The sequence below is a fragment of the Ignavibacteria bacterium genome (genome assembly GCA_016707005.1).
Taxonomy (GTDB): domain Bacteria; phylum Bacteroidota; class Ignavibacteria; order Kapaibacteriales; family Kapaibacteriaceae; genus UBA10438.
The window spans coordinates 950,001-965,761 of record JADJIQ010000005.1 but is presented as its reverse complement, the minus strand read 5'-3'; the positions used below and the strand labels follow the sequence as shown (position 1 = coordinate 965,761).

Annotated in this window: 14 protein-coding genes (1 of these 14 only partly in view); 8 read left to right on the top strand and 6 right to left on the bottom strand. The window is 51.8% G+C overall.

Annotated elements, in window-relative coordinates; translation table 11 throughout:
- Positions 1–36 precede the first annotated feature (36 nt).
- Positions 37–768 carry an esterase family protein gene (locus IPI29_12420; GenBank protein ID MBK7413348.1) on the top strand — a complete coding sequence of 244 codons (732 nt, stop codon included), beginning with the start codon at positions 37–39 and terminating at the stop codon, positions 766–768.
- A gap of 90 nt (positions 769–858) precedes the next feature.
- Here the strand turns inward: IPI29_12420 and IPI29_12415 are convergent, their stop codons facing one another.
- The 4 genes from IPI29_12415 to IPI29_12400 all read right to left on the bottom strand — a co-directional run bounded on the left by IPI29_12415 (position 859) and on the right by IPI29_12400 (position 2,533).
- Positions 859–1,122 carry a Txe/YoeB family addiction module toxin gene (locus tag IPI29_12415; protein MBK7413347.1) on the bottom strand — a complete coding sequence of 88 codons (264 nt, stop codon included), beginning with the start codon at positions 1,120–1,122 and terminating at the stop codon, positions 859–861.
- Positions 1,119–1,361, bottom strand: a complete 243-nt coding sequence (locus IPI29_12410; protein ID MBK7413346.1) for a type II toxin-antitoxin system Phd/YefM family antitoxin — start codon at positions 1,359–1,361, stop codon at positions 1,119–1,121. The genes IPI29_12415 and IPI29_12410 overlap by 4 nt, the downstream gene beginning before the upstream one ends.
- Before the next feature lie 155 nt (positions 1,362–1,516).
- Positions 1,517–2,137 carry a hypothetical protein gene (locus tag IPI29_12405; GenBank protein ID MBK7413345.1) on the bottom strand — a complete coding sequence of 207 codons (621 nt, stop codon included), beginning with the start codon at positions 2,135–2,137 and terminating at the stop codon, positions 1,517–1,519.
- 9 nt (positions 2,138–2,146) lie between these two features.
- Complete coding sequence (locus tag IPI29_12400) at positions 2,147–2,533, bottom strand: hypothetical protein (GenBank protein MBK7413344.1); 387 nt, start codon at positions 2,531–2,533, stop codon at positions 2,147–2,149.
- Positions 2,534–3,444: 911 nt separating this feature from the next.
- On the opposite strand from IPI29_12400, the gene IPI29_12395 reads away from it, so the two are divergent.
- Both IPI29_12395 and miaB read left to right on the top strand, forming a co-directional pair.
- Positions 3,445–5,781: a hypothetical protein gene (locus IPI29_12395; GenBank protein MBK7413343.1), complete on the top strand. Its 2,337-nt coding sequence runs from the start codon at positions 3,445–3,447 to the stop codon at positions 5,779–5,781.
- A gap of 236 nt (positions 5,782–6,017) precedes the next feature.
- Positions 6,018–7,295, top strand: coding sequence for a tRNA (N6-isopentenyl adenosine(37)-C2)-methylthiotransferase MiaB (miaB, locus tag IPI29_12390; protein ID MBK7413342.1), 1,278 nt, complete (start codon positions 6,018–6,020; stop codon positions 7,293–7,295).
- A 478-nt stretch (positions 7,296–7,773) separates the two neighbouring features.
- Here miaB and IPI29_12385 read toward each other — a convergent pair whose 3' ends face one another.
- Together IPI29_12385 and IPI29_12380 are read right to left on the bottom strand one after the other, a co-directional pair.
- Entirely contained in the window at positions 7,774–8,712 is a 939-nt protein-coding gene (locus tag IPI29_12385) for a hypothetical protein (protein MBK7413341.1), read from the bottom strand.
- Positions 8,713–8,950: 238 nt separating this feature from the next.
- The gene (locus tag IPI29_12380) at positions 8,951–10,087 is read right to left on the bottom strand and encodes a hypothetical protein (GenBank protein MBK7413340.1); all 1,137 of its coding nucleotides are present in this window, start codon (positions 10,085–10,087) and stop codon (positions 8,951–8,953) included.
- Between IPI29_12380 and IPI29_12375 the strand changes: the two genes are divergently transcribed.
- The 5 genes in view from IPI29_12375 to IPI29_12355 are tightly spaced (at most 31 nt apart) and all read left to right on the top strand, a layout consistent with a single transcriptional unit that may run on beyond the window.
- Entirely contained in the window at positions 10,086–10,484 is a 399-nt protein-coding gene (locus IPI29_12375; protein MBK7413339.1) for a hypothetical protein, read from the top strand. The two genes, IPI29_12380 and IPI29_12375, sit on opposite strands and share 2 nt — an antisense overlap.
- A gap of 7 nt (positions 10,485–10,491) precedes the next feature.
- Positions 10,492–11,373 carry a phosphoribosylaminoimidazolesuccinocarboxamide synthase gene (locus tag IPI29_12370; GenBank protein ID MBK7413338.1) on the top strand — a complete coding sequence of 294 codons (882 nt, stop codon included), beginning with the start codon at positions 10,492–10,494 and terminating at the stop codon, positions 11,371–11,373.
- On the top strand, positions 11,364–12,656 hold the full coding sequence (locus IPI29_12365) for a rod shape-determining protein RodA (protein MBK7413337.1): 1,293 nt from the start codon (positions 11,364–11,366) through the stop codon (positions 12,654–12,656). Before IPI29_12370 ends, IPI29_12365 begins: the two co-directional genes overlap by 10 nt.
- Positions 12,653–13,633, top strand: coding sequence for a 4-hydroxythreonine-4-phosphate dehydrogenase PdxA (locus IPI29_12360; GenBank protein ID MBK7413336.1), 981 nt, complete (start codon positions 12,653–12,655; stop codon positions 13,631–13,633). The genes IPI29_12365 and IPI29_12360 overlap by 4 nt, the downstream gene beginning before the upstream one ends.
- 31 nt (positions 13,634–13,664) lie before the next feature.
- Positions 13,665–15,761: the 5' portion of a DUF2339 domain-containing protein gene (locus tag IPI29_12355; GenBank protein ID MBK7413335.1), read on the top strand. Its footprint extends 180 nt past the window's final position; 2,097 of the gene's 2,277 nt are visible here — the first part of the coding sequence; its start codon is at positions 13,665–13,667; its stop codon lies off the right edge, out of view.

The following is a 15,761-nucleotide window of genomic DNA, read 5'->3' as shown; positions in this document are numbered from 1 at the left end:
TGAGCCATTCGATCAAACTAGACTTTTGGAGTTGTCATGCGTAGAGATATCACAACCTGGTGGAGCCCGAACCTCAACAAGAACATGGAGATCTGTGCCTACGGTCACTATGGCACGGCCATCCTCATGTTCCCAAGTGCAGCCGCTGACTATCTCGAGTATGAGCGATTCTATCTGATCGACTCCATTGCCCCCTTCATCGAAGCTGGGAAGATCAAGGTCTATTCGATCAACAGCATCAACAGTGAAAGTTGGCTCAACGATCGGATGCATGGACGCGAGAAGTCGATCAGACATCAACAATACAACAACTACGTTGTTGAAGAAGTGGTCCCGTTCATCTTCCGCGACTGTGACGGACAAGTGCCGATCATCACCAGCGGTGTTTCTCTCGGCGCTCTTCACGCTGCCAACTCACTGTTCCGCAGACCCGATGTCTTTGATGGCACGATAGCCATGAGCGGCATCTACGATCTGAAGGAATACTCCAAGGGCTACTTTGACGAGGACTGCTACTTCAACTCGCCAATGGACTATCTGCCGAACCTTACAGATCAATATTGGCTGAATCTCCTCCGCTCCAAGCACCACATTCACATCCTCACCGGCAGCGGCAACTACGAAGATCCCAATGCCAGCGTAGAGTTTGGGCGCATCCTCGATGCAAAGGGCATCCCATTCGATCTTGATGTCTGGGGCAACGACTACACCCACGACTGGCCTACGTGGCGCGCAATGCTCCCACATGTGATCGGCTCGAAGTTCTGATCGGCTTGGTAAGCGCCTTCTACAAGCGCCTTCTACAAGCGCCTTCTTTGAGTGGATTCGCTGTTCGCTGTTCTCTGTTCGCTGTTCTGATCACTCGTAGTGTGTCCACATACGCAGCACACGAACGGTCTTCTTCTTCGCGAACACCTCATACACTAGCCGGTGTTTGATATTGATCCGACGCGAGTACGTGCCGGAGAGATCTCCAACGAGCTTCTCATACGGTGGTGGATTTTGAAACGGGTCACGAGCCAGAACAGCGAGCAACTCTACTGTTCGCGGTTTGAGTCCGGCCGCCAACAACTTCTTCGCGTCCTTGTTGGCTTGTCGTGCAAACACTACGTTCCATTTCACCAGTCTAGTTCTTTCTTGCTCTTGGAAAGTGGCTCCGCCCTTCCCGAAAGGATGGACTCACGCATCCCGGGAACCGACAAGAGATAGAGAGTCTCCTGAATTGCCGACCAATCATCGGCAGAGATCAACACAGCGTTGCCCCTCTTGCCCGTTATCGTGATCGGTTCGTGGGATTCCATCGCCTCGTCGATCAGCTTATAGAGATTTGCCCGAGCTTCGCTCGCAGTAAGCGTGTTCATTGCCACTCCTGTGTTCTTCGCACAATAGTACGCAATTACGTACGCCCCTTCCAAATCATCCCAACCGGTTGCTGTTCGCTGTTCTCTGTTCGCTGTTCTCTGTTCGCTGTTCTCTGTTCTCTGTTCGCTGTTCTCTGTTCGCTATTCGCTATTCACTATTCGCTATTCCCAAACCTTTCCTTCGTCGCAAACCACCCCTTGCGTCCGAACGATGCAAACGACGACATCAAGATGTCGTCCTCCGAGAGTTCTTCCGTAAGTGGCAGCGGATGTGGATAGACCACATCGAACACATGACTGAACAGCAGATAGTTCACTACGTGGACGTGGTAATAGACATCGTTCTCATCGATGATGTCCTCTGAGAGAACGATCGATGTAACATGGTAGTGATCGCCGTGCTTCTCAAGATCACAGTTGTAGACGAGTTCTCCCGTCCAACTCCGCGAGAAGTAGACAACACCATCATCAATGGCGATATCCCACTTGTCGTCCAGAGTTTCCGCCCTACAGATAACACCTCTGTCCGGAAGCGAAGCCATGGACGCCGGATAGGAGACGTCCACCTCTATCTGCACCGCATTGTTCGGACGTTTCCCAAAGACATGCGATCCGTCGGACTCACGCAGCGCCATGAATTGTTCTGCCGAGTCGGACTGAGTTGCCGTAGAGACCATCGTTGTAGCGATGGCCCTGCAATCGAACACCGGAATCCCCCACGGAGAATCCTCCGCGCTGATCCATCGCGGTTCCATTGATTCATCAAGTTTGCTCATGCAGCAAAGCTAGGAATGTACCGCCTGACCATTGCGTTCGGTTATGTGCGAAGTATCTCTTGCCGTGCGCAGCGCAGCCATTGTCAAACGGTGTACTTCCTCCGAAAGATCATGGAGGGGGCTAGCCGCCTCCGGTTCAATGAACCCCAGATCATCGAGTAGCCTAATGTAAAGTTTCACCAGCCGAACGTTCGTGTTCACCTCATACAAGCACGACCGGAAAACGTCGCGCGAGGAAGAACCCGCAGCTCGTTCCGTCCATGCCCCGAGGTCGGCCGCTGCCTCAAAAAGCCTTCGATGCACATCAAGGGCGTGCCCAGCCCCCTGACCCTGCATCCAGATATTGGCTACACGCAAGGTGAGCTCATACGAGCGCTGCTGTAGTGGCGTTCCCATCTCGTCCTCCGTAAATTAGTTGTCTCCCTATGTGCTTCCACACACCCAAAACGTGACATTCACAAAGACATTTAACCTTAGCACCTGTGTGCAAATGCGAATGACAACACGCGAGGGGGCATTTATGAGGTATTTATTCGTATTGCAGTATATTGGTTCCGAAGGAACCGCTGTTTTTCATCTACTTATCAATTTGGAGACTGTGATATGAGAGTTCTTATTGTGATTGCAGCATGCTTTGTGTTATCGATTCAGTTTATGGCTGGCTAAGAAACGGGATGTATTTGGCCGTCAACTCCTGGATGCCCTGATCCGTGGATTCCGAAGATTGAGAAGTTTAACATCACCTACTCGGCTACGCCGCCGTGCATTTTTGAGGTGACTGTGTATTTCCAAACAAGGTGCAACCAAGTAGAAGTGGCCGAATGGAGCGCGGCCCCACTAACTGCGACACCTCCAGGATGCGCTTCAACTCAGCAAATTTACGCATTCATGTCAACCATTACTTTTAAGAATGCTCTTTCTAATGCGGTTGCGGCACGAATTGGACGTGACAAGGCAATTTCTGGCGATCTACTACCCTGTCCGAATTACACACCTATCACTACTTCGAAGTTTGCAACATGCATGCGTCCTGTGATTGTCTATCAGTTTCCTAGCGGATCCACGATTCAAGTCGACTACGATCCACTGAATTCTTGGGAGTACTACAACAGCCTCTATATGGAGTCTGGTGGAGTTTTTACGGAGATCAGATATGTATCATGTGTAGGTACCGTTTGCTGCTTCCGCGACATGTCCTTTTGCCTGAATGCTGACGGTACAGTCAACTACACTGTGGGAGCATGGAGGAAGTACGGAGTATGTCCACCATTTGGGCCGTGCACTTTAACAACCTGTGACTGACGGCAATGCTTATCGTCCTACTATTCTTCTCAATTTCACTCGGAACGGCATCTGGCCAGCAGGCTCGAGTCAGGAATCTTCGCATTCATACGCCCATAGATATCGGTGCTTCGTGGATGACGCGAGCATGTTTATTGGATGATGGAAGAGCAGTCGTTGTTGGCGATCTTGGTCGTGTTGGCCTCATTGACCTTGCCACCGGGGGTACTCAATGGGACTCTGTAGATGGGCAGCCCTTTCTATGCAACGTAGCTTCACGAGGTGACAGCATTGCAGTAGTTGGTGATCACGGAGCTGTGTTCACACGAGTAGGCAACGGTGCTTTCCAAGACATTCGACTTCCTGACACATCATCCTGTCGAGCAGTTTGTTTCCGTGAGGAACAACTCATTGTTGTTACACGAAGTGGCGAGATCTGGTCTCGTTCGTTTTCAGGTGAAGGCGAGTGGGCTAAAGAGTATTCCCAGGACCATAAACTTGCGGCTGTTTCCTATGCCTTCGGAAGATGTGTTGCTGTTGGTGACGGGGGGAGCATGGCCGTGTGGTCTGATTCAGACCGAGTGTGGTCTACAGTCTACATTGAAGGGCAACAAGGCAACCACGGATCAGTGCTGATCGCGAAGACACATACAGTTGTCGGTTCGGATTCAGGCCGGGTATTCAGTTTCAACCATAACTCTGGATTGTCAACCACCAGTCGCCTTATGCTACCGGTATCAACGCCCTACTCAGATGATATCAACGGCAGATATGATAGAACGCTTTCATTGCAGTTCACGTCGGATGGGAGAATTCTAGCCACTGGCAACTACTTCCCTTCAGTATCTGGAGTGTATGAGAGTTCCGACACCGGTCGTACATTTCGCAGAAGGTCATTTGATTCGCTGAACATTGACTCTGATGAGGTCAACGCAACATTCTGCCCATTAGTTGGACAAGTCAAGAGTCGCACTTTTGTCCTTGCATGCACATTCTCTTGCGTCCCTCTGTTGCTGTCTCAGGAGGGCAATCAATCCACATGGAGAGTGACTCCAATCCGCGGGCTGTTTCAGTTCTTCAACGATACAGATAAAGACACACTACAACCGTATTCAGAATCCGTCAGCGGATTAGCTGGGGGCGAAGCAGAAGGCGACCTTGTGGTGGTGCTCTCTCCTCGAGTGAATCGTTATGAGAATCTCGAACATCCTGACAGGCGGTCTATCATCTATCGGACTATCGCTGCTAGACCGAATGAATTGTCAGATACACTTGCAGTCCTTCCGGGTACATACTTCTTCAAATCTGCAAACCGCAATCACATCATCTGCGGTGGAGACTCCGCTCATATCGCAATCAGTAGCGATTATGGTGCATCGTGGCAGATCTCAACTATTGACACTGGCCTGATCCGCACCAACTGGAGCGGAGAGGCCTTTATTGTAGACAGCACAATTGTGTGCAATCGGGATAATCGCCTCTTCTACGCACCCCTTTCGTCGCTCTCATTTCGCGAACTCACTATCCTGCCCACAAAGGCAGATGTCGCGCTAACTACCGGGATTGTACGGACTGGCTCGCGTCAGTTTAGCTCTTTAACAACAGAGTATCGAGACAATATACCGGTTGCGAGATTTCTTGACGATTGGGTCGCAAACTCAGACTCTACCCTAAGGGTTGGCAGACACGAACTCGATGTTGACTTTACGAATGTATCTACATTGTACTCTGATGGTGAGACAGCGTTTCTTGCGGTGCGTTTTATTGATGAGACGAATGACTACAAACCATATCAATTCCGTTGCCACGTTGTCAATGGCATTCTTATCTGTGATACGATGACGCTACAATCTCCACTGGGCGTTGAATCGACATTGCAATTGCCCAATCGGCTTGACGTACGTGAATCAAACGGTCTACTTCTTGGTTACAGCGCTGGTCACGAGCGACTAGTAAGTCGCGATATGGGCCGGTCGTGGATGCACGTTCCTCTTCCAAAGACTGGTTTCTCAGGAGAGGGGAGAACTATTGCCAACATTCAGAACAGAGTACACATCGGTGGTGGCAATAGGATGCACTTTTCCTTTGTCTTTGACACAACCACTTCAACTGTAGAGTCATTTGAGTCTGATGCGCACGAGATGGCTGCCACACAAGAGTTCGGTTCGTGGCCCCCATATCCTGCGTCATTGTATCGTATGAACGGAGAGCTCGTGCGAACTATATCTTATGGCGGTCATATTGCATTTCGTGACTCACTGAGATCACTCCCTACTGACTACTACATGATTGTTTGGGACTCACCACTTGTCCGGAGTCGCATCATATTGATTTCTTCCGGATCTATCGTAGCCTTTAGATAGCTGCCTTCTTCCTTCTTTTACGAGCGCTGCTGTAGTGGCGTTCCCATCTCGTCCTCCGTAAATTGGGTGTCTCCCTATGTGCTTCCACACACCCAAAACGTGACATTCGTCATTCGTCATTAGTCATTAGTCATTCGTCATTTCTTCATGTTCCCGTACTCACCTCCCCGGCCCCTGGCGCACCACCAGCCCCTTCCAATGGGATCAAGGTCTACGTTGAGACCTACGGTTGCCAGATGAATGCAAGCGATTCAGAGATCGTATTGGGCGTTTTGCGCGCTGATGGATATGAAGCAACGTCGGAGATCAACGAAGCCGACGTGGTGCTCATCAATACCTGCGCCATCCGAGACAACGCAGAGCACAAGGTGCACGATCGATTGAGTCAGCTCAAGTACCACAAGCGTCACAACAACGATCTCGTTGTGGGTGTCCTTGGCTGTATGGCTGAGAGACTGCGGTCAAGTCTGCTCGAAACAAAACTTGTCGACATCGTTGTCGGCCCCGACGAATACCGTCGCATGCCCCAGCTCGTAGAAACGGCGATGAACGGAGACCGAGGCATTGCCGTAAAGCTCTCCCGCGTTGAGACCTACGAAGACATCGTTCCGTTGCGTACAGAGGGAATCTCCGCGTGGCTTTCCATCTCCCGCGGCTGCGATAAGTTCTGCACCTTTTGCGTGGTTCCCTTCACGCGGGGCAGAGAGCGTTCTCGGGGTATGCAGAGTATCATCGATGAGGCAAAGAGGCTTTGGGATTCCGGCTTCAAGGAGATCACGTTGCTCGGTCAGAATGTGAACTCGTACCGAGACGACGTGTCCGGATATGACTTTGCCGATCTCCTTGCTGCAACGGCCCGCGCCGTACCAGGCATGCGTGTACGCTACACTACATCGCATCCGCAGGACATGAGTGACAAACTCATCGACACCATGGCCGAGCACGACAACATCTGCAAGTACATCCATCTTCCTATTCAGTCAGGATCCGACAGGATCCTCGAACTCATGAACCGCACGTACACCGTTGAGCATTACCTCAAGCGCATCGAACGCATCAAGCAGGCAATGCCTACGTGTGCAATGAGTACCGACATCATCTCCGGATTCTGCACGGAGACAGAGGAAGATCATCAACGCACACTGGACGTGATGCGTCAGGTTCGTTATGAAGGTGCGTTCATGTTCGCCTACTCACCACGCGAGAACACCAAGGCTTGGAAGATGGGAGACGACGTTCCCGACCACGTCAAGAAACGTCGACTCGGCGAGATCGTTACCCTCCTCAACACCATCGCCCATGAGATCAACGAAACCGAGATCGGCAAGATCCACCCCGTCCTCGTAGAAGGTCCGAGCAAACGCAGCACGTCGGACTGGAAGGGTCGCACCGACACCAACAAGACCGTAGTATGGCCCCACAACGGCCTTGCAGACTACATGGTGGGAGATACGATCAATGTGAAGATCGAACGCGTGAATAATGCAACGCTGCATGGTGTGCTAATGTGCTAATGTGCTAATGTGCTAATAAGCTAATGATGATCACCTACAGTAGTGAGAAGATTGCAAGACATCCTTTCTGACTTTTTATCGGGATACGTTTCTCTTACTGAAGAGAAGAAGAACGCTATTGTGTCGTTGGACGTGTTTCGTTCAGTAGCGAAGGGGACTGTGTTGCTCGAAGCGGGACAACGATCCGATAAGAGCTACTTCGTTCTTTGAGGGTGCATCAGGAAGTACTACTTCATTGATGCCAACGTACCAGGTATTCGTCAATGACAACGGCGAGAAGATCGACAAAGGTTTTCAGATGTTCAACTCGTACCGCATCGGCTATCACATCAAGCTCTTCGACGACCTACTATTCATTCAACCGTCGATCTGTATCACACACCGCGCATTCCACACGGAACTCCCCGACGGGTTCCGTCAGCTGGACGATAAATGGTCTAAGTTCATCGAAATTCCATTGGGCGACTGTGACGTCGCGTCATTGAGCCTTAAACGTTCTTGCTACCTTCATGAAGGTATGCAGCATCTTATCTTGGCTCTCCAAGGAGCGACCTATAACCATGTAATAGCCCAAACTGTCTTTATAAAGCATCAACAGGTAGACGAGTTCGGGGTAACCACCGCTAGAAACCCCGTTAGCAACTACTTCATATCCCTTTAAATCACCGATTGTTATCGAGTCAACTCGTTGAATCTGGGCAAGCTCCCCATTTGGCAATTTCTTCAATCTATCAACGGTGTATTCCTTTTTGTTGCCAATGTTCAGGACTTTTCCCAGCGAACTTCCAACAACTAGCGAGGCCGACGCAGAGGGCATTGCGCCATCTTCGTTGTATATCATCATACCGGAAATGTTGTTTACATACTTTAAGGATGTGCCTTCTACATTAACAGAGAACGATGACTCCCGCTCAAAGGAGCGTTTCTGAGCTGTGTCTCGATGATAGGAAAGAATCGATTGTCTGATCTCACCTGCGATAGCTGAACTTGCAGGGTAGATACCATTGATGATCGTGGTCTTATGTTCGTCACCAAACATGACGGTTTGTTTGTAATACTTAACGCCGGAGGCAAATTGCTGAATTGAAAACAGTGTAGCGTCTTGTTTATCAACTCGAACCAATTCAGTTTTGAGAACCTTCATTCCTTTAGCCTCTAATGCCTCTGGTGTAAAGGCTTTAAGCAATGCTGAATAGGAACCCGGAATCACACTTATCATTATCGATGCACCATTGTTGCTATTGATAAACCCATAGAATTCACTTGATGCAACAAATCCGTCTGGAACTTCAATTCTACAGATGGTGCCTGGAACCGGCTGTGAAGCTCTCTTCTGCCCCTGAGAAGGTGTGGTACATAAAGCGCAAACCAATACAAGTGTCATGAGCTTCATTGCTCTACTCCAGGCTTCATTCATGCACGTTTCATCGATAAAACAGAGAGGCTGAGAAAGACCTCTCTTACTTAGTCTCCACTCAGCTACTGCTCTAAGCCAAGTTACAGTACAGAAACGACGCAACTATCGACAATTCGCCTACTACCTCGAGTCATTGTCGCATACTCCATCCGAGTCTGGTTAAATGTTGCAATCAACCTTCAGCGGGTCAATGTGAACCTCCGTACCACCGTACCTCCGTATCTCCGTATCTCCGTATCTACTGATTCCTATACCCCACCCCTATCCCTGCCCTGATCGCCACACCAATGCCATACGTTCCGTTGGAGCCCCATGCGGCCCAAATGGCGGGAGAGATATCGTCGGTGATGTTCAGAACGCCGGGGTAGACATTGAGGATAACGGTTTGGTCTTCCTGACCACTTGCCGTGATCGAGGCGAGGAGGGAGTTGTTTCTGTCCCAGAAGATGCCGCCGGTGGGGACGAGTTCTAACGTGAGCAGACGGACGCGCGGGTCGATCTCGTAGAGGTATTTCCCTCTGGCTCCGGCCCCTACCGTGATGCTGTGCTCACTGTTGAATTTGTACGACGCTCCGGCCATGTTGGCCATGCCCATGTAGTACCAAGCGCTCCATTGGTCCGAACCCGGGATGTTCCATTTGAGGGAATAGTAGAGGCCGTTGTTGCCGAGTTGACCGTGCGGGAAGGTGATCATGGGGAGTTGCGACCAATCTGTCATGTTCAGATCCTTCGCAAAGAACCGGGCCACATCGTCGCTCGTAAAAAGCAAGATCCCCAGCCAGTCAAACAGGGCGATGTCCGCTATCGGGTCGGTGTTGTAGCCCACGTAGGCTTCGTTCTCAACGGCTTCGTTCAGAAGGTGGTAGAACATGATGGTGGAGGCCGACCATACTTCAGGTGCCGCAACTCCCTGGTACTGATACCACTCGGCAAGCATGCGGTAGGTCATACCGCCCCCAATAAGGTGGAGCTGGTAGTTCGGAAGCCACTGGCCCCCTTCCTTGGTGAAATTCAGGGGAAAGACCTCGGTGGTGAGCCACTTTCCCCAGCCGATCTGACTGATCGTGGCGCCAGGGTGAACAAACGTATTCTCGAGGACGTTCAGGAAGCCGGTTCCATAAGGCAGCTTGGTGATCCTGCGATCCTTTCCGTCGAGCTGCAGCACATCATAACTCCCATTGAGCACCACGCCCCATGGTGTGAACATGGACATACTGCCATAGGGAAGGGGCTCATAGAAAAGTGGTTCCGGATCCTGAGTCGGTGGTTGATCCTGAGCCCGGATTCCGATCCCCGCAATCAACAAGAAAACTATGAGGAGAAAACGCATGGTTGGCAAGATACATTCCCGTCGGAACACGTAGTTTGCAGTCATGGAAACCCTCTATGTTCTTCACGCCAAGATGTTGCACGTCATCTACCTCTTGGCTGCCCTCGGCGTTGTCTTTCCGCTCATCAACACCATCCGCAAACAACCGCTGAATACCCTCAGCATATGGGCGGTGCGTGTGTATACGATCGTTGTAACGCTGCAACTCATCCTCGGCGTAACGCAGCTTATTGCAAAGTGGAGTGAGCTGGGTGACGGATTGCGGTTCAGACTTGAACATGCCTTTATCATGCTCGTTGCCGTTGGTTGTGTCCACATGGCCCCTCGCTTCATCAAGCGTGGCGACGCTATTGGTGCACGCAATACAACGTTCCTCATGATCGCTTCATTGGCTCTTATCATCCTGGGCGTTACGCTCATTCAACGCGCCCTTGCGGGCTGAGTATTCCATGGTGCACACAACGTCTCTTTCTGCCTACCCACTGTTCCGACGTGGCAAGGTCCGCGATGTCTATGACCTGGGGGATAGACTCCTCATGGTTGCCACCGACCGTATCTCTGCCTTTGACGTAGTGATGCAGGAGACCATCCCTGATAAAGGGGCTCTCCTTACGGCCATCTCCGCGTATTGGTTCGACACTCTCGGCCAAGTGGTTCCCAATCACATCATCTCGTATGATGTTTCAACGATCGACGGACTCACATCGGAAGAACAAGAGCTGCTCACGGGTCGCTCCATGATCGTACGAAAGACAAGCCCCCTCCCTGTAGAATGTGTGGTGAGAGGATACCTTGCCGGATCCGGTTGGAAGGAATACAAAACATCGCGTACGGTTTGCGGCATCTCCTTGCCCGACGGATATGAAGAGTCGTCGAAACTTGCCGAGCCCATCTTCACGCCCGCAACAAAGGCAGAAGAAGGTCACGACGAGAACATCGCGTTTGATCAAGCAGCCGAAATTCTTGGCAGCGATGTAGCATCCGTTGTCCGCGACCACAGCTTTGCCTTATTCAATGCCGCCTCTAAGGATGTTGAGAGCAAGGGGCTGATCCTTGCGGACACCAAGTTTGAGTTTGGTGTGATCGATGGCGAGGTGATCCTGATCGATGAAGCACTCACGCCGGATTCATCACGGTATTGGCTTGCTTCCGAGTATGCTCCGGGAACGTCGCAATACAACTTTGACAAGCAGATCCTGCGAGACTGGCTGGAGACCACGGATTGGAACAAAACCTATCCGCCCCCTACCCTTCCTTCGTCAGTGATAGAAGGTACACGAGCGAAATACATTGAAGCATTCGAACGGATCACGGGGCGGACATGGCTCTGAACTCATTTATGCTGGACGAGGACGATGTTGCTCTGCAACGTCGCGTGAATGACCTGCTCGACTGGGGTCTGCTCCTTGCTGTGGCCGGTGTTGTTGCGATGGGGCTGATCTCCATCTACAGTGCTGCGTACGGTATGGGCTCCGACACCATCTTCAAACGTCAGCTCATCTTTGCCGGCATTGGCATCGCTGCGGCCAGCACGTTCTTCTTTATTCCTGAACGATGGATGAGGGATCTTGCCTATCCGATGTATGGGATCGGCATTCTCCTTCTTCTCGCCGTGCTAACACCATTGGGTCACGTCGTAAATGGTCAACGATGTTGGATCCAGATCGGAAGCTTCTCCTTCCAACCCTCAGAGCTCGCCAAACTCACAACGCTCATGGCGGTGGCTCGATACACGGGCAGGAAGGGTTTCAACATTCGATCTCTGAGAGACCTCGCCTGGGTTGGCGGAATGTTCTTGTTGCCAGTGGGACTGATCATGCTTCAGCCCGATACCGGCTCTGCAACGGTCTTCCTTGCCATGATGCTCGGTGTGTATCTCTGGACAGGGGGCGATCTCTTCATCCTCTACTTCATTGCAGTAGCTCCGTTTGTTGCCGCGTCAGCATTGTATGGTGTGTTGTTCGACAACATGATCTGGTTTGCCATCGTTGCTGCGCTCGTCGCATTAGGAGCATTTCTGTTCCGACGAAATCTGATCCTTACGATAGTGGCCTGTGTTGTTCTCGTGGGCGGCGGACTTGCAGTGAAGCCTGTGTTCAATGAGCTTGAACCCTACAAACAGAACCGCCTCATCACCTTGTTCGAACCTGAGCGTAATCCGCGCGGAACGGGCTATCACGTGATCCAGTCGATCCTTGCCGTGGGTTCCGGCGGAGTGACCGGAAAGGGATTCCTTAAAGGCACACAGACGCAGCTTCGGTATATCCCTGAACAGTGGACGGACTTCATCTTCTGTGTACCAACGGAAGAATTCGGATTTGTTGGCGGGACCATCGTCATCGCCCTTCTCGCCAGTGTTGTATTGCGATCACTCAACATCGCCAGTCTTGCCCGCTCTTCCTTTGCCAGCATCATCGCGATCGGCTTTGCATCCTTGCTCATCTACCATACGATGGTGAACATCGGTATGGCCATCGGACTCTTTCCGGTGATGGGTATTCCCTTACCCTTCTTGAGTTCAGGGGGCACGGCACTCATCGCCAACGTTGCAGTTGTTGGGATGCTGCTGAACTTCTATAAAACCCGTCGAAGAAGGGCTTCCGGTGTTCGATGAACATCGCGCTATCAGTCTCGTGCGGTGATGTGAATGGCGTGGGCCTGCGTTGTTTTGCCGGCGCTTGTCAAACGCACACGTTCAATGCGTCGATCGAACTGGCCATTGATGAGTCAACCTTGGTCGCGGCAATGTCGGCGTACCGACTCCCCGGATCGTTTCGCAATGGCACCTGGACGATCGGATCGAATGTGATCTCGATCGTTTCGATCGATACACCCTCCGGCATCGTCCCCGGTACGGTTCAAGACGACGCAGCTCGATGTGCGATAGCATCTCTAGAGTCGGCTATCTCCCGCACAGTGAATGGCACCTCCCATGCTCTCGTTACTCTGCCGATCAACAAGTATGGACTGACGAAGGTGGGTTGGACCTATCCCGGCCAGACAGAAATGGTAGCTGCGGCTGTTGAAGAAACGCCACTCATGGTGCTGTGCACGCGCGATGTGCGTGTGGCCCTTGCCACTGTGCATGTTGCACTGTCGGAAGTTGCACATGCACTTTCCATTGAGAGCATCGTTGAGCGTATAGCAGCCTTGAAGCATCACCTTGTTGTTGATCTCGGACTCATCGATCCGCAGATCGCCGTGTTGTCCGTTGATCCTCATGCCGGTGAACACGGCGTGATCGGCACCATCGACCAAGAACTCGTCAAACCTGCTATCGACCTTGCTGTTGCTAACGGTTATCATGCAGATGGACCACACGCCGCGGACGGGTTCTTCGCATTTGGCGCATACATGCGCTACGACGGCATCGTGGCCATGTACCACGACCAAGGTCTCATCCCATTAAAGCTCCTCGCGAAGGGGGCTGGTGTGAACTGCACAGCCGGACTTCGCATCGTACGCACATCGCCGGATCACGGTACGGCCTATGATCTTGCGGCACACGGAAACGTGGATCCTGCAAGCACGGCCGAAGCCATCGAGATGGCGATCCTCATTGCACGCAATCGACGTATGTTGTCATCGTAAGAAGTCTATTGTCTCTCAATGGGGGCGAGTCATGGAGTTTCTACCGTTCACGCTGATCGGCCTATTCGCTGTTCTAGGTCCATGGATCTTCATCGTGCTTTTGTACGATCGAGTCAAAAGACTCCAGCGCCGCATCGACATACTCGATCTCGGCAGAACCATCACAGCACAGAAGACGGAACCCGTCCCATCCCCCGTCCCATCCCCAGTCCCATCCTCAGTCCCATCTTACGTCCCATCTTCAGCCCCAGTCCCATCCCCAGTCCCATCCTCAGTCCCATCTCCAGCACGAACCAACGCCGAGTGGGAAATGCTCATCGGCGGCAAGCTCCTCAACCGCATTGGCGCTGCGGCCATCGTTCTGGCAGTGATCTTCTTCTTGAAGTATGCCTTTGACAACGATCTCATTCCGCCTGTTGGCCGCGTCATGATCGGCTTTGCAGCCGGCTCAGCACTGATGTATGCAGCACATCGATGGATGAAGAAGGGGCTGGCTGGTTTTGCTCAGGGTCTCGTCTCGGCTTCTATCACCATCCTCTACCTTTCTGCCTACGCCACGTACGGATTCTACGAGATCCTCCCTCAGCCCCTTGCCTTTGTTCTCATGATCGGTGTTACGTGCCTAGCGGTTTGGAGGGCATTAGCACATAACTCACTTGCCATCGTGATCATGGCCGCGATCGGTGGACTTACAACACCGGCATGGCTGTCAACCGGTGAGATGAATACAGTAGGGCTCTTCACGTATCTGAGTTTGCTTTCTGTTGGACTGTACGCATTGGCGCTTTGGAGGGACACATGGCGTCCGGTAGCGTTCATTGCATCTTTTGGTGTTGTAACGTGGTGGATGATGTGGTTCAACGTCACCGGTGCAGGAGACGATGTGATCATAGGCAGTGTCTTCCTCTTGCTTACCATGGCACTGGGCCTTGGGTATCACTATCGAAGAGCTACTGCCGCATCAACATTGGCCAGTCTCGAATTGGTGCACGCCACTCTCTACTATGGACTCCTCGTTTGTTTCCTCGCAGTTGTTACGGATGATTCTGAGCAATGGATCCAGCATCTCTTTCTCACCATGGCAGCGATCATTCCGTTTGTACTGGTGTACCTGCGCGCACCACGTGTTAGCGACCCTTTCTTTCACGGAGTTGTTGCCTCTGCCGGAATCATCACGCTGTCGCTGAACGGAGTGGTGGTTGATGACCCGAACGTTTCCCGGATCGTTGGCAGCATGGCGGCACTTGTAGGATACGTGGCATTCCGCCGACTCGAACTATTGGCCACCGCACGAACCGCACTTGTTCTCTCCGGTGGCATCACACTGTTCTTCGCGCTTGCTTCAGACGGGGCACTCATGGAAGAAGCTTCGTACCTGCCCGTGTTCTCGATGCGCACGTTATCCTACATCGTAGTGATCGGCGCCACCGTGTTCATTGCTCGGTCTCAGCTTCTCCTCACATCGGTGAGAACTCAACCATTTGCCATGTTGTTCGAGATCGTGGGGTGGATCACTTCCATGATGTTCGTTTATGCAGAAGTGCGAGATGCAGTGTTCAACACAATGGTTGGCGGCAGCGATCATATCCAATACGCTGCCTGTGGCGTGGGGCTTGCAGCAACAGCGGCCACAAGTGCTGGGGTATGGCTGATCACGGGCTATCGGAACAGTGGACCGCTCACGTTTGCAGCGGTGATCATGTCCTATATCGTTGCAGCCGCATGGATCATTGAAATGTCGTGGTTCCGATTGAATGCCGACTACACAGCATTCATGAACGTGCGTACGGGCACTGGACTGATGGTTGCAGTTGCATTGTCTGTCTTTTTCTGGCGTCCGAATCATACGATCTCGCAGATCTATCGGACCATTGCAGCTCTTGGCATCGTTGCCACAACCTTCATTCTTGCAAGCACAGAATCTGTTTGGTCGCTTTGGATCGCTTACGACAATGCGCAGACCATGTATGAAGAGAGCACGCTCTTAAACAAGTTGCACCTTGTGTTATCCGGCGTGTGGATCCTCTACGGGATCGTCGTCGTTGTGATCGGATTCTTGCGCGATGTGCGATCGATCCGACTCGGTGGTATTGCACTTCTTGGCCTTGCCATTCTCAAGGTCTTCCTC

Coding starts and splice junctions, on each gene's coding strand:
- IPI29_12365 (MBK7413337.1), top strand. CDS start 11,364: ATGGCTCTGAACTCATTTATGCTGGACGAGGACGATGTTGCTCTGCAA.
- IPI29_12400 (MBK7413344.1), bottom strand. CDS start 2,533: ATGGGAACGCCACTACAGCAGCGCTCGTATGAGCTCACCTTGCGTGTA.
- IPI29_12405 (MBK7413345.1), bottom strand. CDS start 2,137: ATGAGCAAACTTGATGAATCAATGGAACCGCGATGGATCAGCGCGGAG.
- IPI29_12360 (MBK7413336.1), top strand. CDS start 12,653: ATGAACATCGCGCTATCAGTCTCGTGCGGTGATGTGAATGGCGTGGGC.
- IPI29_12380 (MBK7413340.1), bottom strand. CDS start 10,087: ATGACTGCAAACTACGTGTTCCGACGGGAATGTATCTTGCCAACCATG.
- IPI29_12375 (MBK7413339.1), top strand. CDS start 10,086: ATGGAAACCCTCTATGTTCTTCACGCCAAGATGTTGCACGTCATCTAC.
- IPI29_12395 (MBK7413343.1), top strand. CDS start 3,445: ATGCTTATCGTCCTACTATTCTTCTCAATTTCACTCGGAACGGCATCT.
- miaB (MBK7413342.1), top strand. CDS start 6,018: ATGAATGCAAGCGATTCAGAGATCGTATTGGGCGTTTTGCGCGCTGAT.
- IPI29_12410 (MBK7413346.1), bottom strand. CDS start 1,361: ATGAACACGCTTACTGCGAGCGAAGCTCGGGCAAATCTCTATAAGCTG.
- IPI29_12420 (MBK7413348.1), top strand. CDS start 37: ATGCGTAGAGATATCACAACCTGGTGGAGCCCGAACCTCAACAAGAAC.
- IPI29_12385 (MBK7413341.1), bottom strand. CDS start 8,712: ATGAATGAAGCCTGGAGTAGAGCAATGAAGCTCATGACACTTGTATTG.
- IPI29_12370 (MBK7413338.1), top strand. CDS start 10,492: ATGGTGCACACAACGTCTCTTTCTGCCTACCCACTGTTCCGACGTGGC.